Origin of the sequence: Thioalkalivibrio sp. ALD1, assembly GCF_000381245.1 — a bacterium.
Classification (GTDB): domain Bacteria; phylum Pseudomonadota; class Gammaproteobacteria; order Ectothiorhodospirales; family Ectothiorhodospiraceae; genus Thioalkalivibrio.
On record NZ_KB906242.1, the window covers coordinates 130787 to 150188 of the forward strand.

General features: G+C 65.4%; 17 protein-coding genes. 6 read left to right on the forward strand and 11 right to left on the reverse strand.

Going from position 1 to position 19402, the window contains the following annotated elements:
* The first annotated feature begins 125 nt into the window (after window positions 1-125).
* The 3 genes from hemN to F623_RS0105265 all read left to right on the forward strand — a co-directional run bounded on the left by hemN (window position 126) and on the right by F623_RS0105265 (window position 2280).
* Entirely contained in the window at window positions 126-1511 is a 1386-nt protein-coding gene (gene hemN / locus F623_RS0105255) for an oxygen-independent coproporphyrinogen III oxidase (RefSeq protein WP_018862292.1), read from the forward strand.
* Window positions 1512-1580: 69 nt separating this feature from the next.
* Window positions 1581-1802: a hypothetical protein gene (locus F623_RS0105260; protein ID WP_018862293.1), complete on the forward strand. Its 222-nt coding sequence runs from the start codon at window positions 1581-1583 to the stop codon at window positions 1800-1802.
* A gap of 280 nt (window positions 1803-2082) precedes the next feature.
* Window positions 2083-2280: a DUF2283 domain-containing protein gene (locus F623_RS0105265; RefSeq protein WP_018862294.1), complete on the forward strand. Its 198-nt coding sequence runs from the start codon at window positions 2083-2085 to the stop codon at window positions 2278-2280.
* 20 nt (window positions 2281-2300) lie between these two features.
* Here the strand turns inward: F623_RS0105265 and hpnC are convergent, their stop codons facing one another.
* The 9 genes from hpnC to F623_RS0105310 all read right to left on the reverse strand — a co-directional run bounded on the left by hpnC (window position 2301) and on the right by F623_RS0105310 (window position 12684).
* Window positions 2301-3170 carry a squalene synthase HpnC gene (gene hpnC, locus F623_RS0105270; protein WP_018862295.1) on the reverse strand — a complete coding sequence of 290 codons (870 nt, stop codon included), beginning with the start codon at window positions 3168-3170 and terminating at the stop codon, window positions 2301-2303.
* A gap of 5 nt (window positions 3171-3175) precedes the next feature.
* Window positions 3176-4525, reverse strand: coding sequence for a DNA recombination protein RmuC (rmuC, locus tag F623_RS0105275; protein WP_018862296.1), 1350 nt, complete (start codon window positions 4523-4525; stop codon window positions 3176-3178).
* The gene (gene gph / locus F623_RS0105280) at window positions 4510-5196 is read right to left on the reverse strand and encodes a phosphoglycolate phosphatase (RefSeq protein ID WP_018862297.1); all 687 of its coding nucleotides are present in this window, start codon (window positions 5194-5196) and stop codon (window positions 4510-4512) included. Before gph ends, rmuC begins: the two co-directional genes overlap by 16 nt.
* Window positions 5193-5936 (reverse strand): bifunctional 2-polyprenyl-6-hydroxyphenol methylase/3-demethylubiquinol 3-O-methyltransferase UbiG, encoded by a 744-nt coding sequence (gene ubiG, locus F623_RS0105285; RefSeq protein WP_026279360.1) that lies wholly within the window; start codon window positions 5934-5936, stop codon window positions 5193-5195. Before ubiG ends, gph begins: the two co-directional genes overlap by 4 nt.
* Before the next feature lie 11 nt (window positions 5937-5947).
* A complete protein-coding gene (locus tag F623_RS0105290) occupies window positions 5948-7285 on the reverse strand; it encodes a TRZ/ATZ family hydrolase (protein ID WP_018868317.1) in 1338 nt (445 codons plus the stop codon).
* A 71-nt stretch (window positions 7286-7356) separates the two neighbouring features.
* Window positions 7357-7977 (reverse strand): NAD(P)H:quinone oxidoreductase, encoded by a 621-nt coding sequence (gene wrbA, locus F623_RS0105295; RefSeq protein WP_018862300.1) that lies wholly within the window; start codon window positions 7975-7977, stop codon window positions 7357-7359.
* A gap of 76 nt (window positions 7978-8053) precedes the next feature.
* Entirely contained in the window at window positions 8054-10876 is a 2823-nt protein-coding gene (locus F623_RS0105300) for an EAL domain-containing protein (protein WP_018862301.1), read from the reverse strand.
* A gap of 275 nt (window positions 10877-11151) precedes the next feature.
* Window positions 11152-11544 (reverse strand): DoxX family protein, encoded by a 393-nt coding sequence (locus F623_RS0105305; protein ID WP_018862302.1) that lies wholly within the window; start codon window positions 11542-11544, stop codon window positions 11152-11154.
* Between the two features lie 468 nt (window positions 11545-12012).
* Window positions 12013-12684, reverse strand: coding sequence for a PhnD/SsuA/transferrin family substrate-binding protein (locus F623_RS0105310; protein ID WP_018862303.1), 672 nt, complete (start codon window positions 12682-12684; stop codon window positions 12013-12015).
* 292 nt (window positions 12685-12976) lie between these two features.
* On the opposite strand from F623_RS0105310, the gene F623_RS0105315 reads away from it, so the two are divergent.
* Both F623_RS0105315 and F623_RS0105320 read left to right on the forward strand, forming a co-directional pair.
* Window positions 12977-14080: a hypothetical protein gene (locus F623_RS0105315; RefSeq protein ID WP_026278753.1), complete on the forward strand. Its 1104-nt coding sequence runs from the start codon at window positions 12977-12979 to the stop codon at window positions 14078-14080.
* Window positions 14077-14829, forward strand: coding sequence for an OmpA family protein (locus F623_RS0105320; RefSeq protein ID WP_018862305.1), 753 nt, complete (start codon window positions 14077-14079; stop codon window positions 14827-14829). The genes F623_RS0105315 and F623_RS0105320 overlap by 4 nt, the downstream gene beginning before the upstream one ends.
* A 6-nt stretch (window positions 14830-14835) precedes the next feature.
* Here the strand turns inward: F623_RS0105320 and glnD are convergent, their stop codons facing one another.
* Both glnD and map read right to left on the reverse strand, forming a co-directional pair.
* Window positions 14836-17517 (reverse strand): [protein-PII] uridylyltransferase, encoded by a 2682-nt coding sequence (gene glnD / locus F623_RS0105325; RefSeq protein ID WP_018862306.1) that lies wholly within the window; start codon window positions 17515-17517, stop codon window positions 14836-14838.
* 1 nt (window position 17518) lies between these two features.
* A complete protein-coding gene (gene map / locus F623_RS0105330; protein ID WP_018862307.1) occupies window positions 17519-18304 on the reverse strand; it encodes a type I methionyl aminopeptidase in 786 nt (261 codons plus the stop codon).
* 292 nt (window positions 18305-18596) lie between these two features.
* On the opposite strand from map, the gene rpsB reads away from it, so the two are divergent.
* Window positions 18597-19379 carry a 30S ribosomal protein S2 gene (rpsB, locus tag F623_RS0105335; RefSeq protein WP_018862308.1) on the forward strand — a complete coding sequence of 261 codons (783 nt, stop codon included), beginning with the start codon at window positions 18597-18599 and terminating at the stop codon, window positions 19377-19379.
* Window positions 19380-19402 lie beyond the last annotated feature (23 nt).

A 19402-nucleotide genomic window follows, 5' to 3' on the forward strand; every position in this document is an offset into this window, starting at 1 on the left:
GATGCGGATGGCGGCGGTGATCGAAGCCACGTTTGACATACATCAACCGTGCCCAGCTGGAGGGCGCGTAGGGTGAGGGTGTCAGGGTGGCGCAAGGGGCCCGCCCTCCCGATGCGGAGAGCCGTATGGAACAGCGTCTGGTATTCGATCCCGAGGTGTTGCGTCGCTATGACGTGAGCGGCCCTCGCTACACGTCCTACCCCACGGCGCCGCAGTTCCACGAGGGGTTCGACGCGCAGGCCTATGTGCGGGTGGCTCAAGAGACGAATGCCGAAGGGGCGGGGCGTCCGCTGTCGCTCTATGTCCACGTGCCCTTCTGCGACACGGTGTGTTTCTACTGTGCCTGCAACAAGGTGATTACCGGCAATTATCGGCGGGCGACGAACTATCTGGACTCGCTGGAACAGGAGATCACCCTGCAGGGCGAGTTGTTCGATCGGGACCGGCCGGTGCGGCAGTTGCACTTCGGGGGCGGGACACCGACCTACCTGTCCGACGAAGACCTGACCCGCGTCATGAAGACCCTGGGCCGGCATTTCACGCTGGAGACCGGTCCGGAGCGGGAATTCTCGATCGAGATCGATCCGCGTGCCGTGCGGCCCGGTACCCTGCCGCTTCTCGCGTCGCTGGGCTTTAACCGCATCAGTGTCGGGGTGCAGGATGTCGATCCTGCCGTGCAGAAGGCCGTCAACCGCATCCAGCCGTTCGAGGTCACCGAGCAGGTGGTACGCCAGGCGCGCGAGCACGGGTTTGTCTCCACCAACCTGGATCTGATCTACGGACTGCCCCTGCAGACGGTGGACACGTTCTCGGCGACACTGGACCGCGTGTTGGAACTGCGCCCTGAGCGGCTGGCCGTTTACAACTACGCGCACCTGCCGGAGCTGTTCAAGACGCAGCGCCAGATCCGCGACGGCGACCTTCCGCCGGCCACGGAGCGGCTCGCGATCCTCGAGATGACCATCCAGCGCCTGACCGACGCAGGGTACGTGTACATCGGCATGGATCACTTTGCGCTGCCCGATGACGAACTCGCGATCGCCCAGCGCGCGGGCACGCTGCAGCGAAACTTCCAGGGCTACTCGACGCGCGCCGAATACGACCTCGTCGCGCTGGGGCCCACCGCCATCGGCAAGATCGGGGACAGCTACAGCCAGAACCTGCGCGAGGCCGATGCCTATCAGGAACGGCTGGCAGCCGGCCAACTGCCCGTGTTCCGCGGCCTGGAGCTGGGCGAGGACGACCGTCTGCGGCGCTCTGTGATCAGCGAGCTGATGTGCCACTCCAGAGTCGATTTCGGCGGCATTGAGGACGCATTCGGCATCGACTTCCGGGAGACCTTCGGCGATGCCCTGAACCGCCTGGCCGAGATGGAGGCCGACGGCCTGGTCACCATCGGCAGCGATTGCCTGGAGGTCCAGCCACGCGGCCGGCTCCTGCTGCGCAACATCGCCATGGCCTTCGACGCCTATTTGCACCGTGAAGAGCGGCGTTACTCCAAGGTGGTTTGACCAGTGGTTGACGTTTCGACAGCGTTGGCGAAAGCTTGAGGTTCATGAACCGGCAACAGGGACGTTCCGGTGAAGACAACACGTTACTTCGAGACCGTACGTGTGCGGCCCGATCGCCGCAACATCAAGGACACATGGATCGAGGCCGCGATCGATCACCCCATCCGGGAAGAAGTGCAAGGCGATGGTCGTATCCGCCGATGGGCCCGGATCGATGAAGCGGATGGCCGCTATCTTCGCGTGGTGTTGCTTCCTGACGGTGTGACGGTCCACAACGCCTTTTTGATCTAGGGAAACACTGATTAATGTACACACTCGCGTTGGTACCCCAGGTTTTCCGAGACCAGGCGCGGTGCGCAGCCGGTAGTGGTTCTACCGGCAAGGACCGCAACGCAGGATCGGGGAACCTGGGGTGCCAACCCCGAAGGGGCTCGGCCGCTTTTGCGCGCGCACGGCGTTGCGGTTCCCTTGTGCAGAATGACTGCACGGCGGTCACCGCGCCTTGTTCGCACGCAAAAGCGACTCGAGCGCGAGCGTGTACATTGATCAGTGTTTCCCTAGGGTTCAAGCCATGAAGCTCCAGTACTTCGCGGATACCGACACGCTGTACATCGAATTCCGGGGCGAGAACGTGGCCGAGACCCGTTCCCTGGACGAGAATACGACACTGGATGTGGACGCCCAGGGCGAGGTCTGCGCGATCACCTTCGAACATGCCAGTGAGCGTACCGACCTGCAGCACTTGACCGTTGAGGGTATAGCGGCCTGAACGGGGCGTTTAGGCCGCTTTCAGCGCTTGCGGCGGCGGGGGCGCAGGCTGTGGGCGAGGATGATCCAGGCGTCGCGGGCGCGCAGGCGCGGGCGGGCGAAGACGTCGTCCTGCTGGCGCAGGCGCCAGAGTACGCGGGCGCCGCCGTTGATGATCGCGCGGATCTCCAGGCCCATGCGTCCGCGCAGCATGCCGCCGAGCGGTGCCCCGGCGCGCAGCAGGCGGTCGGCGCGGGCGTACTGGAACTGCATCAGGTTGCGTAACGGAAAGGTTGTCTGGCCGGCCGCGATCATCTCCTCGCTGACGCCGTACTGCGCCATCTCGTCCTTTGGCAGGTAGATCCGGTTGTTCTCGGTGATGTCCTGGTGCAGGTCCTGATAGAAGTTGATCAGCTGCAGCGCGGAGCAGACCGCGTCGGAGTAGCCGATCATCTCCTCGGTCGGGTTGCCATCGAGGTACAGCATCAGCCGCCCGACCGGGTTGGCGGAGCGGCGGCAGTACTCCATGACCTCGCCAAAGGTGGCGTAGCGTGTCTGTTCCAGATCCTGGATGAAGGCGTCGACCAGATCGACGAACGGGGCGGCGGGCAGGCTGAAGCGCTGCCGTGCATCGGCCAGCGCGATCCATTCCGGTTCGGATTCCGCGGCGGGGCTTTCGAGGATCTGCACGCGCTCCTGCATTGCGATCAGGTCGGCCCGCCGCTCGTCGACCGGTCGTTGGTCCTCGTCGGCGAGATCGTCGGCATCGCGGGCGAAGCAGTAGATCGCGGCGACCGGCCCGCGCAGGCGCGCGGGCAACAGCCAGGAGGCGACCGGGAAGTTCTCGTAGTGCGCCGCCGCACGGCGCCGGCAGTGGCGGTAGGCGGCGCGGATGTCGGGGTGGCCCGCCATGCGGCTTAGTCCCGCGAACCCGTGTCCGGGCCGTTATCGTCGTTCGACTCGTCGTCCGGACGATCCGTGTCATGGCCCTGATCGACGGGCTGGCGCGCGCGATTATTCAGGGTGTCCGGTGTTTCGGGGCTCTTGCGCGCGCGGATGCCCAGTTCCTGGAAGCGGCGGGCGCTCGGCATGACCTGGCGCTCCAGGCTGCCCACGGTCTTGTTGTAGGCGTCAGTGCTTTGATCCAGTGCTTTGCCGAGGCGCGCCAGGTGTTCGGTCATGGTGCCCAGGCGGTGAGAGAGCTCCGCCCCGAGGTCCCGAATCTCCAGCGCGTGCTCGGTCAGCTGCGCCTGCTGCCAGCCGTACTCGACCGTGCGCAGCAGGGCGATCAGCGTGCTCGGGGTGGCGAGCAGCACCTGGCGCTCCAGCGCGTATTCCAGCAGACCGGGTTCGTGTTCCAGCGCGGCGGCAAGGAACGGGTCGCCAGGCAGGAACAGCACGGCGAACTCGGGGGACTGCTCGACGCTGGCCCAGTATTGCTTGCTGGAGAGCTCGGTAACACGCGAGCGCAGGTGTTGGGCATGACGCTTGAAGGCCGCTGCGCGCGGCTCCGGGTCAGCCGCGGCGACGGCGTCGAGATAGGCATCCAGGGGGGTCTTGGCGTCCACGACCAGGGCGCGATTGCCGGGCATGTGGACCAGCAGGTCCGGGCGCTGGCGGCCGCCGTCGCCGTCCAGCGCCGGTTGTTCGGTGAAGTCGCAGTGCGCCGAGAGCCCGGCCAGTTCCACCGCGCGCTTGAGGGTCAGCTCGCCCCAGCGCCCGCGCACCCCGGGACGCGACAGGGCCTGCACCAGGTTGTGGGCCTCGCGCTGGAGCGTGGCGTTGTCCGAGCTAAGGCGCTGGATCTGTTCATTCAGTGCGGCGAAGGCCTGTGCCCGCGAGCGCTCCATCGCGTTGATCTCGGCCTCGGTCTTGCCCAGCGTCTCGCGGATGGGCTTGAGCATTGCCTCGACCTTGTTCTCCGAGCGCTCGATCTCGTTCTGGCCCTCGCTGAGCTTCTGCGACAGGATCGACTGGGCCAGACGCAGGAACTGGTTGGAGTTGGCCTCCAGCGCCTCGTTGGCGAGCGCCGAGAAGGAGCGGTCGAGTTCCTGGCGCGCGGTCTCGAAGCTCTGGCGCAGGTCCTCACGGCGCTGTTCGGCAGCTTCGAGTTCGGCCTCCAGGCGGGCATTGCGCGTCTGCAGATCGCCCACGCGGCGATTGAGGCGCAGGCCGGCCAGGGCATAGCCGAGCACCAGCCCGACCAGCAGGGCGGCACCGAGGGCGGTCCAGGCGGTGAGGGGGAGTGCGGTCAGCTCGCCAGCCATTGCGGGCCTGCCTTGGCCTGGTGCCAGTGCCAGAAGTCGTCCGGTTGATCGAGGGCACCGTCAGCCCCCCAGCTGTCCGGGTCCTGGGTGGCGTCGATGTAGCCCCAGCGCGCGATCAGGGTGGCCATGCCGGCGGCGCGACCGGCCGCGATATCGCGTTCGGCGTCGCCCCAGTAGCAGTGCTGTTCGGGCGCGAGCCCCGTCTGCCGTGCGGCCAGCCACATGGGCTCGGGGTCCGGCTTGCGTTGCGGGAGGGTGTCGCCGCTGACGATCGCGGCCAGTCTGGGCGTCAGGCCCAGGGCGTCCAGGAGCGGCTCGGTCAGCCAGGCGGGCTTGTTGGTCACCACACCAAGCGGCCAGCCGCGCTGTGCGCAGGCGTCCAGCACCTGGTCCAGCCCGGGAAAGAGGCTGGTGTCGACGCACAGATCGCGAGCGTAGATCTCGAGGTAGCGCTGCTTGAGGGTCTCGCGGCGCGCACCCTCGACATCCGGAAAGCCCAGCTGCACGAGGGCCTGAGAGCCGTGCGAGACGTGATTGCGCACGGCCTCGAAGGGCAGCGGCGGGCGATCGTTCTCGGCCAGCAGCACGGTCAGCGCGGCATGCATGTCCGGGGCCGTGTCGAGCAGGGTCCCGTCCAGGTCGAACAGGACTCCGCGGAGTTCGCGGCTCATGGGGTCTCGCTGTCGCTGTCCGGGCGGCGCGCGGCCATCAGGTAGTTGACGTCCGTGCGCGGGACCAGCCGATAGCGCCCGGACAGCGGCGAGTAGGTGAGGCCCGTCATGTCAACGACCTCGAAGTGGTGCTTGCGCAGGACCGCGCCCAGTTCCGAGGGCCGGATAAAGCGGCTGAACTCGTGCGTGCCGGTGGGTAGCAGGCGCAGTACGTATTCGGCGCCGACGATCGCCTCGGCGAACGCGCGGGGGGTGCGGTTGATCGTCGAGAGGAACAGCCAGCCACCCGGGCGTACTAGCTGGACCAGGGCATCGATGACCGCCTCGGGATCGGGCACGTGCTCCAGCATCTCCAGGCAGGTGACCACGTCGTAGTCGCCCGCGTGATGCTCGGCATGGGCCTCGGCGGTCGTGTGCAGGTAGTGGATTTCCAGCCCGGAGTCGTGTGCGTGCTCGCGCGCGACTTCCAGATGCTCGGCCCCGGCATCGAGGGCGGTCACCTGTGCGCCGCGCACCGCCATCGCCTCGGACAGGATGCCCGCGCCACAGCCGACATCCAGCACCTTCTTGCCGGGCAGCTCGGCGTGCTGGTCGATCCATTCCAGGCGCAGGGGGTTGATCGCGTGGAGGGTGGCAAAGGCGCCGTTCGGGTCCCACCACTCGTGGGCCCGATGCGTGAACTTGTGCAGTTCGGCGTGATCGACGTTGTCGCCAGTGCTGGCGTGGGATTCGCGGGTCATGGTCATCTCGATTACGCGGCCAGTTCGCGCTGGATTTCCAGCACGCGCGCGCCCCATTCGCGGGCCTCGGCCTGGAGCTCGTCCAGGTCCAGCGTAAGCAGTTCCCGGTCCCTGAGCAATGGCCGCCCGGCGACGTGGACATCGGTTACGGCATCGCGGGTGGCGGCGTAGACGATCTGGGCGGCGGGTTCGTGCATGGGCTGCAGCTCGATGGCGCGGAGATCAATGCTGACCACGTCGGCCTGCTTGCCGGGCTCCAGGCTCCCGATGCGGTCGGCCAGGCCCAGCGCACGGGCGCTGCCCAGCGTGGCCATCTCCAGTGCGGCGGTGGCGGGGAGGGCCGAGGCATCGCCACTGACGCCCTTGGCCAGCAGCGCCGCTGTGCGCATCTCCCCGAGCATGTCGAGATCGTTGTTCGAGGCGGTGCCATCGGTCCCCAGCCCCACGGTGATGTTGGCGCCCAGCAGTTCGGCGACCGGACAGAAGCCGGAGGCGAGTTTCAGGTTGGATTCCGGGCAGTGCGCGACGGACACCGGACGCCCTTGAAGCAACTCGCGGTCCTGTGCACTGACCTGGGTCATGTGTACGGCGATGAACGGCTGGTCCAGCAGACCCAGGCGCGCCAGGCGGGCCAGCGGCCGCTCGCCGTGGTCGCGTTCGGCATCGGCGGTTTCGCCGGCAGTCTCGTGTACATGCATGTGGATAGGGACGGCCAGCTCGCGGGCGCGCTGCGCCACGCGCTGCAGGCTCTCGTCCCCCACGGTGTAGGGGGCATGTGGCGCGACGGTGTAGTGAATGCGGTCGTGGTGCTGCCAGTTATCGACGACTTCGGCGCCCCGCTGGAAGTACTCGTCCGTCGTCTGGGCCCAGGGTGTGGGGAAGTCAAACACCGTCAGGCCCAGTGCAGCACGGATGCCGGATTCGTCGACCACGCGCGCGGCGTCGTCGACGAACAGGTACATATCGCTGAAGCAGGTGGTCCCGCCGCGCAGCATCTCGGCGATGGAGAGGCGCGTGCCCGCCCGCACGAACTCGGGTGAGAGCAGACGGCCTTCGGCGGGCCAGATGTAACGCTTGAGCCACTCCATGAGCGGACGGTCGCTGCCCAACCCGCGCAACAGGCTCATGCCCGAATGCGTATGCACGTTGACCAGGCCCGGAATCAGGGCATGGCCTTCGCGGTGCAGGTGTTCGGCATCGGGGTGTTGCGCGAGGGCTTCCTCACGCGGCAGCAGGGCCTCGATGAGTCCGTCGCGAATGACCAGCGCGTGATTGGCGAGCACCGTGTCGCGCGGGATCACCGGAAGAATCTGCGAGGCACTGAGGACCAGTGTTTGGGGTGTCGACATGAGAGGCCAGACCGAGGGGGTTCGGCCGCGCATGGTACCCCAAAGGGGCGCCCCGGGGCGCCCCCGTGTTTCTATGCCGCCTGGCGCCCCAGGGCCTGCGCGCGGGCGATTTCGGCGACGTGCCGGCCCTGGGAGGCGGCCATCGCGAGTTCGTTCTCGCTTGGCTGACGCGAGCCATCGCCATCGGCCAGGGTGGTGGCGCCGTAGGGGGTGCCGCCGCTGATCTCGCTCATGTCGAGCAGGCGTTTCTCGCTGTAAGGCAGCCCCACAATGGTCATGCCGTAGTGCATCAGGTTGACGATGGTCGAGACCAGTGTGGTCTCCTGGCCGCCGTGTTGCGAGGCGGTCGAGCTGAATGCCGAGCCGATCTTGCCGACCAGCTTGTCGCCAAACCACAGCGCGCCGGTTTGATCGAGGAAGTTGGCCATCTGCGCGCACATGCGGCCGTAACGGGTCGGGGTGCCGATGATGACTGCATCATACTCCGCCAGTTCTTCTGGCTTGGCGATGGGGGCGGCCTGGTCAAGTTTGGCCCCGGCCTGTTTGGCGACTTCCTCGGGCATCAGCTCCGGGACGCGCTTGATCGTCACCTCGGTGCCGGAGACCTCGCGGGCGCCGCGGGCGACGGCCTCGGCCATCTGTTCGATGTGACCCCAGGTGGAGTAATACAGAATCAGGACTTTGGTGCTCATGGAATCAACCTCGTGGGTGCATTGACTGTCCCAGAGTAATTCCTGTCAAAGCGAACGAAAATGCCTTTTATACGGCTTATCGATTCGATTTAATCGAATCGATTTGGGGCCGTAAAGTGGGCTCCAGGCTCACGGGGGATGCGGCGAGCACGGCAGTTTCCAACCCTTCGAGGTCTCCTGGGTAACCGTACAGGAACCCCTGGAAGTGGCGGCAGCCCAGACCGAACAGGAAGGCGCGCTGCTCGTCGGTTTCGACACCTTCGGCAATGACGTCCAGATCCAGCGTGTGGGCGAGATTGACGACCATCTGGGCGATCGCGGCGTCGTTCGGGTCGTCCAGTACGTCCCGTACGAATGACTGGTCGATCTTGAGCTGCGACAGCGGAAGTCGCTTGAGGTAGGCAAGGGAGGAATAACCGGTGCCGAAGTCGTCGAGGGCGAATTCGACCCCCAGCAGCCGCAGATCGTCGATATGGGAGACGACCGTGTCGACATCCTCAAGCAGCATGCTCTCGGTCAGTTCGAGCTTCAGGCGGCTGGCCGGGGCGCCAGTCTCCTGCAGCATCGTGTGCAGATCCTGGACGAACTGCTTGTGGCGAAACTGCCGAGCGCTGACATTGACGGAAAGGGTGAGTTTGCGGAACGCAGCAGAATGCTGCCATGCGGCAAGCCGCTCACAGGCGGTACGCAGTACCTGGCGCCCGATGGGAACGATCAGACCCGTTTGCTCCGCGACGGGGATAAACACGGTAGGGGCGATTTCGCCCCGCTGCGGATGCGGCCAGCGCAGTAGCAACTCGGCGCCGATCACATGTCCATCGGCTTCCACTTGAGGTTGGTAGGCCACGGTGAATCCGTCGTGGTCGAGTGCCTGGCGCAGTTCGCTCTCCAGTTCGAAGCGGGCCTCCACGGCTCGATGCAGCTCGGGGTCGTAGAAACGTACCGTGTTGCGCCCGGCGTTCTTCGCGCGATACATGGCCAGGTCCGCCTGCTTGAGGACCTCCTCCACGCCGAGGCTGCGGCCACTGAAGAGCGTGGCGCCAATGCTGGGGGTGACATGCCGGTTCTGACCTGCGAGCTCGAAAGGTTCGCGCAGGAGGTTGATCAGCTTGCGTCCGACCGCCTCCGCTTCGGTGGCGGCCCTGGCCGGATCCGGGTGGAGGTCGTTGAGAATGATCACGAACTCGTCGCCACCCAGGCGCGCCAGCGTGTCGGCTTCGCGCACGGAATTTGCCATGCGACGTGCGACCTGCCGCAGCAGGTCATCGCCAACCGCATGGCCCAGGGTATCGTTGATGTCCTTGAAGTTGTCCAGGTCGATGAACAGAACAGCACCATGCTGGCCTGTGCGAGCCGTGTTCGCGAGTGCCTGGCCCAGCCGGTCATGCAGCAGTGTACGGTTGGGAAGTCCGGTCAATCCATCGAAGAAGGCAAGGCGGCGAATCTCCTCCTCGGCCTCCTTGCGGTCGGAAATATCCATCATGGTGCCGAACATGGCCATGACCTGGCCATCGTCATCGAAGCGGGCACTGGCGTAGACGCTGACCCAGCGATGGCCGCCGTCGTGGGTGCGCAGCCGGATCTCTTCGGACTGCGCGTGGGTGCCCCCTTCGAGCAGGGTGGCGCAGAAGCTTTGCGCGTCGTCGCGGTCGTGTGGGACCACGTAGTTGCATAGCGGTTCGCCCAAGGTCTCTTCCACTGGAAAGCCGGTCATGGCTTCCCATGCCGGGTTCAGGAGCGTCCATCGGCCATCGGCATCGGTGCGGAAGATCACCTCGGAGATGTGGTTGACGACGTCCTTGTAGCGGTTCTCGCTTTCCTTCAGGGCCGCGGTGGCGCGCCGGTGGGCAGTGATGTCCAGCGTGAGGCCGCGGAGACTGCGGCGGTTCCCTGAATCATCGGCCCAGGAGAGGATGTCGCGCAGCCAGATCCATTGCCCGTTGCGGTGGGCGAAACGGTAGTCCACCACCTTGGGACCGGCACCGGGTTCGCGCGCCGCCTCGCGAACACGGGGCAGATCGGCCGGGTGGATATGCCGCGCGCGGAGCTCGCCGCGGCCCAGGTTGCGCGAGGGAAAGCCCAGCAGCTTGCGTGTATCCCCCGCAACGAACTCCCATTCATGGCTGTCAGGGTTGGCTTCCCACAGGATGGCGTTGGCCCCGCCCAGCATCGATTCCAGTCGGGCCACGGACCGGTTCAGCTGCTGGTTTTGCTGTTGCAGGGTCGATTGAGTGGTACCCAGATGGGCTGCCATGTCGTTGAACGTCAGGGCCAGATCGCCGAATTCGTCGCGCGAGTCGATACGCACTCGATGGTCCAGGTGTCCGGCCTCCAGTGCCTTGCTCCCTTGCAACAGCAGACGCAGGCGCCGGGTCATCATCAGGGCGAACAGGATGGCCGCGAGGATCGACAGCCCCAGCACGCCCAGGGCCAGCAGAACATTGCGTTCCAGGAGGTTCGCCGAGAGCTGCTCGATTGCCTCGGTGGAGTAGCCGACGGCCACTGAGCCAAGGGGTTGATCGGAAAGCTCGATACTGCGGGCGATTTCGACCTGGCCGGCCTCTCTGCGTACGCCTTGCTCGACCGCGGGAAGGTGGTCCGGTGCGACGCCGACCGAGGCCAGGGGGCGATCGCTGGCGTCGAGTACCACTGCGTACAGCACGTTCGAGTCGTCGGCCAGCAGGCCGAGCAGATCCTGCAGCATCGCGGGGTCCGCATAGGCCAGGCCGGGAGTGAGGGCCGACCCCAGCAGCCGGCTTTGCTGTTCCGCGGTGCGTTCCAGTACTTCCTGCTGATTCTGCTGGACTTGGGTGATGCCGCTAAAGAGCAAAGCCCCGACCATCACGACCTGGATCGCGACGGTCCCGATGATGATCTGCCAGGCGACGTTCAGGCGCATGCAGGCCCCGTAGACCCGTCAGAACGGGCACGGCGCGGCATGACGCAGTGCAGCTTGGATTCGAGTGGGAGATGGAACATGGTCCGTCCGTAGGCGCCCGTGTTGACCGGGCTTCAGCGCCTGCAAGGTCCATTATGCTACCTGAATGGAGGATGACTTTCCTCACACGGAGGCATGATGCCCGACCGTTGGCGCTCCCCGATTCGCCGTCCAGGGATCCGTGCTGGGGATGGCCCTGGACGGCGGGTGTCGTCTGATCGCGGGGTGTCGTCTCCCTAGTAGCGGTTGATGGCGAGGCGGCCGGGGCCGGTCAGGGCCAGGGCGATTGCCGAGAACAGGAACATGGCCTGCAGTTCGATGGCCCAGCCGCCGTGCTGGGTCAACTGAACAACCTCGTCCGCATGGGCGAGACCGATGGCGAACAGCATGTTCACTGCGATCAGCACGGCACCGATGCGCGCATACAGACCAATGATCAACAGGACCGGTGCCAGCACCTCGCCAATATAGGCACCGTAGGCAAGTATCCCCGGCAGGCCAGCGCCGGCCAGCATGCCTTCGATGTGCCCGACACCGCCAGAGATCTTGTCGATCCCGTGGAGCAGGATCATTACGCCCAGGGCCAGGCGCAGAATGAGCTTGCCACTATCGTCCAGTATGTTGTCCATCCGTGGTCTCCTTGTAAGTGGATGGTGGGTGGGTATCCGGTGAGGAAACGGGCTGTTCTTTGTCCTCGAGCAGGCCCGCGAGCCGCGAAAAATCGTCCGGGCCGGCGGCATCGAAGCCCCGTTCGTGTCGAATCGCCTGCAGAAGCGCGCGTCCGTCTGGAGTATCCGACAGCCGCTCGAATTTCCCCTGCAAGTCTAGGGAGACGCTGATTTAATCACACGTCCGCGCTCGAGTCGCTTTTGCGTGCGAACAAGGCGCGGTGACTGCCGTGCAGTCATTCTGCACAAGGGAACCGCAACGCCGTTCCCACGCAAAAGCGGCCGAGCCCCTGCTTTCAATGGCTTGTGGGGTTGGCGCCCCCTGTTCCCCGATCCTGCGTTGCGCCGCTTGCGGGTAGAACCACTACCCGCTGCACGACGCGCCTTGTCTCGGAAAACAGGGGGCACCAACGCGGACGTGCGATTAAATCAGCGTCTCCCTAGATCATCGCTGCGCGCACGTTGGTGGAGCACAACCGTGAAGCCGGGGAAACTCTCCGACTGAGCGATGATGCGGGCCAGAGTGCCGTCGGCGAGGGCGATCAGTCGTGCGGTGTCGACCGTCTCTTCACGCGGTTGCAGGGCGACCCCGTCGATCACCACCACACTTGCGTCGGCCAGGCCCAGCAGCATGGCCGATGTGGCTCCCTGGTGGTGCGGGAACTCCAGGTATTCGACTGCTGGCTCATTGGGCGCAAATTCGATCTCCAGGAGGGTGCGCGCCAGGGTGGCGCCTATGCTGTGGCGGAAGGGTGTGGCCAGTGTGGTGCCTTCAAGGTCAGTCAGACTCCTGATCGCGCTGTCAGCGGGGGCGACGATCACAATGGCGAAGATATCTCTTGAGCGTGCGACGGGCGCATAGGGCCCGGCCGCGTCGAGCAGGGGCACCACATGGGGGGCGACGATGGCGATTTCGTAGCGTTCGTCGTGGAGGCGCTCAATGAACTGTGACAAATCCCGGGATGACTCCAGAAACACGGGGTCGCCGCGCTCTTCGGCGATCCAGTCGCGCAAGGGCGCATAGCGTTCGAACAGTACGGGCGGGCTGGCGAAGGGCTGCACACCCAGGGTCCATGTGTCGGCGGTGACCGGGGATGCCATCAGGAGTGTGAGCAGGATTGTGAGGCAAGCCCCCACCCGCCGCGAACGCACGGCAAATCGGCATGACGACCAAACGCGTGGCCCGGGGGCTCGCATGCGCCTCCTCCCTGCGGCTGCTCGTCTTGCTATCCATAGCGCGTATCGAGGGGCCTGTCCATCATGTGTCAACAACTTGGCGGAGTGGCCGCGGGCTCCCCGCGTGGCCTGACGGGATTTCGTTAACGAGAACGTTGAATGGTCTTCTCCCGTGGGTGGCGGGGAGCTGGCGCTAATCTTGCATGAGGCCTCCGGCATGCAGATCACCGTGTCGACGGACACGGCCGGAGGAATGGACATGAACGTATTCGATCGCGTGGCGGAGGCCCTTCTCGCCATGCTGCAGGATTTGACACCCCTGACGGTCATCGGCGCTTTTTCGCTGTTGCTGTTCGGGCTGTTTCTCGTGGCGTTGATGGCCCTGGCCCTGCGTCGAGCGCCCGCCCTGCAGGGCGCCGCGCCCGCGTTGCTGACCACATTGGGGATCCTCGGTACGTTCCTTGGTGTTGCCATCGGGCTGATCGATTTCGACGCCGCTCGGGTGGAAGCGAGCATCCCGGCATTGCTGGAGGGCCTGAAGCTCGCCTTCGTGACCAGCATCGTGGGTCTCCTGCTGGCGGCGGTATTGCGCGTTCTGCAGGTGATGATGCCGGCCCCGGACGCGGTCCCGGGTGGTGGGGTGGACCCTCAAGCCAGCGATGACCCCGAACGTGTGCTGGCCGAGCAGCGCGACGCCACACGGGCCCTGCTACAGGCGGTGCAGCGCATGGATCGCCGTCTGGATGATCGGTTGAAAGATCAACACCACGAGCTGAAGCAGAGCCTGGAGGGGCTGGCGGATCGCATGAGCGAGCTCAGCAGCGGGCATCTGGTGGCCGCGCTGGAGCAGGTGATTCGCGATTTCAACGACCGTCTGGGCGAGCAGTTCGGCGAGAACTTCCGCCGACTGGACGACTCCGTGGCGCGGCTGGTGGACTGGCAGGATCGCTACCGCGAGCAGATGGATACCCTGCACCGGGCGTTCGACCAGGCGCGGGAGGGCGTCGAACAGAGCGAAGGTGCGCTGGAGCGTCTGACTGGACAGGCGCTGAAGATTACCCGGCATGTCGAAGAGCAGGATGCGACGCTGTCCAGTCTGCGGCGGGAGACGGTGGAGCTGGAGGCCCTGTTGAGTGCCATCGCCGCGCTGCGTGATCGAGCCACCGAGGCTTTCCCCGCAATGGATGCACGGTTGGAGGCGATGCTGGAGAGCATCGAGAGCGCCGTGCAGTCCGGGCGTGCGGCCGAGTCGCGCTGGCGGGGCGAGGCATTCGCAGTGGGTGTGGCCACCCCGGCCGACACCTTGGGGGCGCGGTCGTGATCCTGCGCTGGCTGTTGCAGCGCCGCGCACGTGCCCGCGGCACATCGCACGAGGCGGATCAGGGCTCGCACTGGCTGGCGGTGGCGGACCTGATGGCCGCGTTGATGATGATCTTCCTGTTCCTGGCGCTGTTGCACATGGTGCAGGTCGAGCGCTCCAGTGCGGCCCATGCCGAGGTACGCAACGAGGCCTCCGCTTTGCGCGCGGCGATCTATTCGGTGCTGGAGGAGGAGTTCCGCGATGACCTGCCGCGCTGGAATGCGGAACTCGACCGCGACACACTGACGCTGCGTTTCCGCGAGCCGGAGGTCTTGTTCGAGCGTAGTTCCGCGAGTATCCGGCCGCGCTTCGAGGCGATCCTGGACGACTTCATGCCGCGCTACGCGGAGCAGTTGCGCCCGTTTGCCGACGTGATCCGCGAGGTGCGCATCGAGGGGCATACCTCCAGCGAATGGGCGGGTAGCGACGATGCGATCGATGCCTATTTCGGCAATATGGACCTGAGCCAGCGGCGTACCCGGGCGGTGCTCGAGCATGCCTATCGGCTCGAGCCACTGCAGGAAGATGACTGGTTCCGTTCGCGGGTGGCGGCGGTAGGCTTGTCGTCCTCGCGGCGGGTGCTGGATGCGGATGGACGGGAAGACCGCGAGGCCTCGCGGCGGGTGGAGTTCAGCGTCCTGACGGACTTCGAGGCGCGTCTGCTCGGAGCGCCGGACGCGCCTGCGCCGGTGGAGGCGCGGGCACGGTAGCCTGGTTCAGATGGCCTCGAGCAGGGCGCGGCGGAGTTGCTCTTGCTGCGTGGGCTCGAGTGGCCCCTGGTCGTTACGCGCCAGCAGGAAGCTGTCTTCCACCTGCTCGCCGGCGGTGGCGATTCGGGCCGTGCGTACGTCGATCGCGTGTGCGGCCAGGACATGGCCGATGGTCGACAGCAGTCCAGGACGGTCGAGCGCGCGCAGGCGCATGCGCGTGGCCTGCCCGCTGGAGGCAGGTTCGAATTCGATTCGGGTATCCACATCGAAATGTTTCAGGCGACGCGGTAGCTGGCGGCTGACGGGGGTGTTCTCGCCATCGGTGCGGGTGAGCTCGTTGGCCAGGTATTGGCGGATTTCGTCACTGCGGTAGCCAGCGTCCACGGTCTGCCCGCCACCACTCTCGAGTACCAGGAAGGTGTCCAGCGTACGCCCCCCGGCTGTGGTGATGATGCGGGCGTCGACGATGTCGAGGCCCAGCTGGGTCAGCGCACTGGTGATCCGGGCAAACAGGTAGGGGTGGTCTTCGGCATAGACGAAGATCTCGGTGCTGCCGCGCGAGGTCTTGGGGCGTACCAGGATCAATGGCAGGTCGTCGGCTTTCAGTGGCAGCAGTGCCTGTCCGTGCCAGGCGACCTCGTCGGCGGAGTGGCGGAGGAAGTACTCGTCGTCGAGTTCGTCCCACAGGGCCTCCGCCTCGCCTGTGCCGAAGCCGCGATCCTCGAGCAGTTGCAGTGCCTCGCCGCGGGTTTCGCGGATCTGTGCGTCCATGTTCGGCGCCTCGTCGAGCCCGCGTTCCAGGACGTTGCCTGTCGCGTGGTAGAGGGTCTGCAGCAGCGAGTCCTTCCAGCTGTTCCACAGTTCCGGATTGGTGCCACGGATATCGGCGATGGTCAGCAGGTACAGGAAGTCGAGGCGTTCTCGGGTGTGGACCTCGCGGGCGAAGGCCAGTACGACATCGGGATCGGAGATGTCCTTGCGCTGGGCGGTGAGGGACATCAGGAGGTGGGAGCGCACCAGCCAGGCCACCAGCCCGGCGTCTTCGTCCGACAGGCCGTGCTGCTGGCAGAAGTGCAGGGCATCGTGGGCGCCCAGCTCCGAGTGGTCGCCGCCGCGGCCCTTGGCGATGTCATGAAACAGGGCTGCCAGCACCAGCCGTTCGGGGCGCTCCAGTTCCGTATGGATGCGGTGGGCCAGCGGCTGCTCGTGGGCAAACTCTGGCAAAGCCAGCCGGCGGGCGTTGCGCACCACGTTGAGGGTGTGTTCGTCGACCGTGTAGGCGTGGAACAGGTCGTACTGCATACGCCCGATGATGCGCCCGAAGGCGGGGAGGTAGTTGCCCAGCACACCATAACGGTTCATGCGGCGCAGCTGGCTGGTAATTCCGCGGGGTGCGCGCAGGATGTCCATAAACAGCGCACGGCAGACGGGGTTGCGGCGGAAGTGCCCGTCGATCAGATGTCGGTGGGCGCGGATCAGGCGGATGGTCGAGGCGCGGATACCCTGGATCTCCGGGTGCTCCTGCAGCAGGCGAAAGACCTCCAGCAGAGCCGGTGGGTAGATCATGAAGACCTGGTCATGTGCCGCTTCCAGATAGCCGCCGCGCACCTGGAAGCGCTGATGGATGCGGGCCGGGTCCTGCAGGGCCTGTGGATCATCGAGGATGGCTTCGTTGAAGTGCTGCAGCAGCAGTTCGTTGAGTCGTTCCAGATCGTTGATCGTGCGGAAGTAGCGCTGCATGAACTGCTCGACCGCACGGTTGTGGTTCTGGTCCACGAAGCCGAATGTGTTGGCCAGCTGGCGCTGCAGGTCGAACAGCAACCGATCCTCGCGGCGCCCGGCCAGCATGTGCAGGGCGAAGCGCACCCTCCAGAGAAAGCTCTGGCCCTCCAGCATCTCGTGAAGCTCGCCCTCGCGCAGGAAGCCCAGCGACACCAGCTCTTCGATGCGTTCGGCGCCGTAGTGGCGCTTGGTCACCCAGCCGATCATCTGGATGTCGCGCAGCCCGCCGGGACCTTCCTTCACATTGGGTTCCAGGCGGTAGCCGGTTTCCCCGAAGCGGCGATGCCGGGCCTGTTGTTCCGCGAGCTTGGCGGCGTAGAAACTGCGCGAATCCCAGATGTGATCGGAGTCGATTGCGGCGCGAAAATCGTTGAACAGGCTCAAATTTCCGCTTAAGTAGCGTGATTCGATCAGGTTGGTTGCGACCGTGATGTCGTCGTGGGCCTCGCGGGTGCAGTCCTTGATGCTGCGTACGCTGTGGCCGACTTCGATTCCGATATCCCAGAGGAAGGTGACGAACGCGCTGATGCGGTCGAACACCTCGCGGTCTGTGGTGTCATCAATGACGATCTGCAGGTCGATGTCGGAGGCGGGGTGCAGCTCGCCGCGTCCGTAACCGCCGACCGCAACCAGACAAAGGCGGTCGTCGTCGGCCAGCCCCTGTTGGGCCCAGATGAGCTTGAGCATTTCGTCAATGCGTCGGGCATGGCCGAGGATCAGTTCCTCGATCGGCATCCCGTCGCGAAAGCCCTGGTACTGCTGTTCGAGGATGGCGCGGCGGCGATCCCGGAACAAGGAGATGTTCCCGGGGTTACGGCTCAGATGCTGGTAGTCCTCGCCCCAGTCCGGGGAGAACGCAGGGCTGTCCGCCTCGCTGGGCGTGTCACCGGCGGGCAGGGTGGTCATCTCAGGCCGCGAGTTCCTGCGGGGGCGTTTCGTCCTTGCGCATGGTCAGTATTTCATAGCCGTCGGCGGTCACCAGGATGGTGTGTTCCCACTGCGCGGACGGGCTGTGATCCTTGGTCACCGCAGTCCAGCCATCGGCGAGGATGCGGGTATGCCGGCGCCCCGCGTTGACCATCGGCTCGATGGTGAAGCACATGCCTTCCTCGAGCTTGAGGCCGGTCCCCGGCTTGCCGTAGTGCAGCACCTGCGGGTCTTCGTGGAAACCGCGACCGATGCCATGGCCGCAGAACTCGCGCACCACCGAGCAGCGCTGGCCTTCGGCATACTGCTGGATCGCATGCCCGATATCGCCGAGGGTGGCGCCGGGGCGCACCTGCTGGATGCCGAGATACATGCTGGTGCGGGCGACGTCGATCACGCGCTGGGCCTGGATGCTGGGTTTGCCGATCACGAACATTCGCGATGTGTCGCCGTGAAAACCGTTCTTGATCACCGTGATGTCGATATTGAGGATGTCGCCGTTTTTCAGTTTGCGATCGCCCGGGATGCCGTGACACACCTGATGGTTGACCGAGGTGCAGATCGACTTGGGGAAGCCGCGGTAATTGAGCGGGGCGGGGATCGCATCCTGGGTGTTCACGATGTAGTCGTGGCAGATGCGGTCCAACTCGCCGGTGGTGACCCCGGCCTGGACGTGTGGCTCGATCATCTCCAGGACCTCGGCGGCCAGACGGCCGGCGACGCGCATGTGTTCGATCTCTTCAGGGGTCTTGATGGATACGGGCATGAGGGCTCCGGTCGAGACCTGTGAGCGGCGTCGCGCGGTGTCTTCGGGAGCCGGCGACACGGCGCCAAACAGGGCCCGGACAGTTGGTTCGAGTCAGCGTCCTATGCTATAAAGCGCGCGCCTCGCTGGCAATTCGGCGGGGCCGTGAGGCGGCCAACAGGCGGCGTTCTCGCGAACCTTAATCCACACACGCATCGACACGGTCTGTCGGGTGCCTGCCAGGAGGCTTCGGTCTCGTGCCGGGTTTCAGATCGGGATGCGTGGAGGCTCAACCCGTTACAGGAGAAACCTCATGTCCCTCGTGACTATGCGACAGATGCTGGAAGCCGGTGTCCATTTCGGCCACCAGACGCGCTACTGGCATCCCAAGATGGCCCCGTACATCTTCGGGGAACGCAACAAGATTCATATCATCAACCTCGAGAAGTCCCTGCCGATGTTCAACGACGCGTTGAACTTCCTTGGCAAGATCGCCGCGGACGGCGGCAAGATCATGTTCGTCGGTACCAAGCGCTCCGCGCGTGACGTGGTCGCCGAAGAGGCCCGTCGTTGCGGCATGCCCCATGTGTCCCATCGCTGGCTGGGCGGCATGCTGACCAACTTCAGTACGGTCAAGCAGTCGATCAAGCGCCTGAAGGACCTGGAGACCATGGACGCCGATGGCAGCTTCGAGGTGCTGAACAAGCGCGAAGCACTGACCCGCCGCCGGGAAAAGGACAAGCTCGAGCGCAGCCTGGGCGGCATCAAGGACATGAACCGCATGCCGGATGCGATGTTCGTGATCGATGTCGGCTACGAGAAGATCGCGGTTGCCGAGGCGAAGAAGCGCGGTATCCCGGTCGTGGCGGTGGTCGATTCCAACCACTCGCCGGAAGGCGTGGACTACGTGATCCCGGGCAACGATGACGCGATGCGGGCGATCCAGCTGTACGTGGCTGCGATCGCCGACACGATCATCGAGGCCAAGGGCGCGGTGACCACGGGCGGCGTGTCCGAGGACGAGTTCGCGGGCTCGGATGCCGCAACCGACGGTGGCGCCGAATCCAGCGAGGCGGCTCCGGCCAACCCGGCCTGAGTCGGCCTCAGGCTCGATGCGTG

Excerpts from the sequence above, each read along its gene's own strand:
- hemN (WP_018862292.1), top strand. The coding sequence starts at position 126 with ATGGAACAGCGTCTGGTATTCGATCCCGAGGTGTTGCGTCGCTATGAC.
- F623_RS0105265 (WP_018862294.1), top strand. The coding sequence starts at position 2,083 with ATGAAGCTCCAGTACTTCGCGGATACCGACACGCTGTACATCGAATTC.
- hpnC (WP_018862295.1), bottom strand. The coding sequence starts at position 3,170 with ATGGCGGGCCACCCCGACATCCGCGCCGCCTACCGCCACTGCCGGCGC.
- rmuC (WP_018862296.1), bottom strand. The coding sequence starts at position 4,525 with ATGGCTGGCGAGCTGACCGCACTCCCCCTCACCGCCTGGACCGCCCTC.
- gph (WP_018862297.1), bottom strand. The coding sequence starts at position 5,196 with ATGAGCCGCGAACTCCGCGGAGTCCTGTTCGACCTGGACGGGACCCTG.
- ubiG (WP_026279360.1), bottom strand. The coding sequence starts at position 5,936 with ATGACCCGCGAATCCCACGCCAGCACTGGCGACAACGTCGATCACGCC.
- F623_RS0105290 (WP_018868317.1), bottom strand. The coding sequence starts at position 7,285 with ATGTCGACACCCCAAACACTGGTCCTCAGTGCCTCGCAGATTCTTCCG.
- wrbA (WP_018862300.1), bottom strand. The coding sequence starts at position 7,977 with ATGAGCACCAAAGTCCTGATTCTGTATTACTCCACCTGGGGTCACATC.
- F623_RS0105300 (WP_018862301.1), bottom strand. The coding sequence starts at position 10,876 with ATGCGCCTGAACGTCGCCTGGCAGATCATCATCGGGACCGTCGCGATC.
- F623_RS0105305 (WP_018862302.1), bottom strand. The coding sequence starts at position 11,544 with ATGGACAACATACTGGACGATAGTGGCAAGCTCATTCTGCGCCTGGCC.
- F623_RS0105310 (WP_018862303.1), bottom strand. The coding sequence starts at position 12,684 with ATGGCATCCCCGGTCACCGCCGACACATGGACCCTGGGTGTGCAGCCC.
- F623_RS0105315 (WP_026278753.1), top strand. The coding sequence starts at position 12,977 with ATGCAGATCACCGTGTCGACGGACACGGCCGGAGGAATGGACATGAAC.
- glnD (WP_018862306.1), bottom strand. The coding sequence starts at position 17,517 with ATGACCACCCTGCCCGCCGGTGACACGCCCAGCGAGGCGGACAGCCCT.
- map (WP_018862307.1), bottom strand. The coding sequence starts at position 18,304 with ATGCCCGTATCCATCAAGACCCCTGAAGAGATCGAACACATGCGCGTC.
- rpsB (WP_018862308.1), top strand. The coding sequence starts at position 18,597 with ATGTCCCTCGTGACTATGCGACAGATGCTGGAAGCCGGTGTCCATTTC.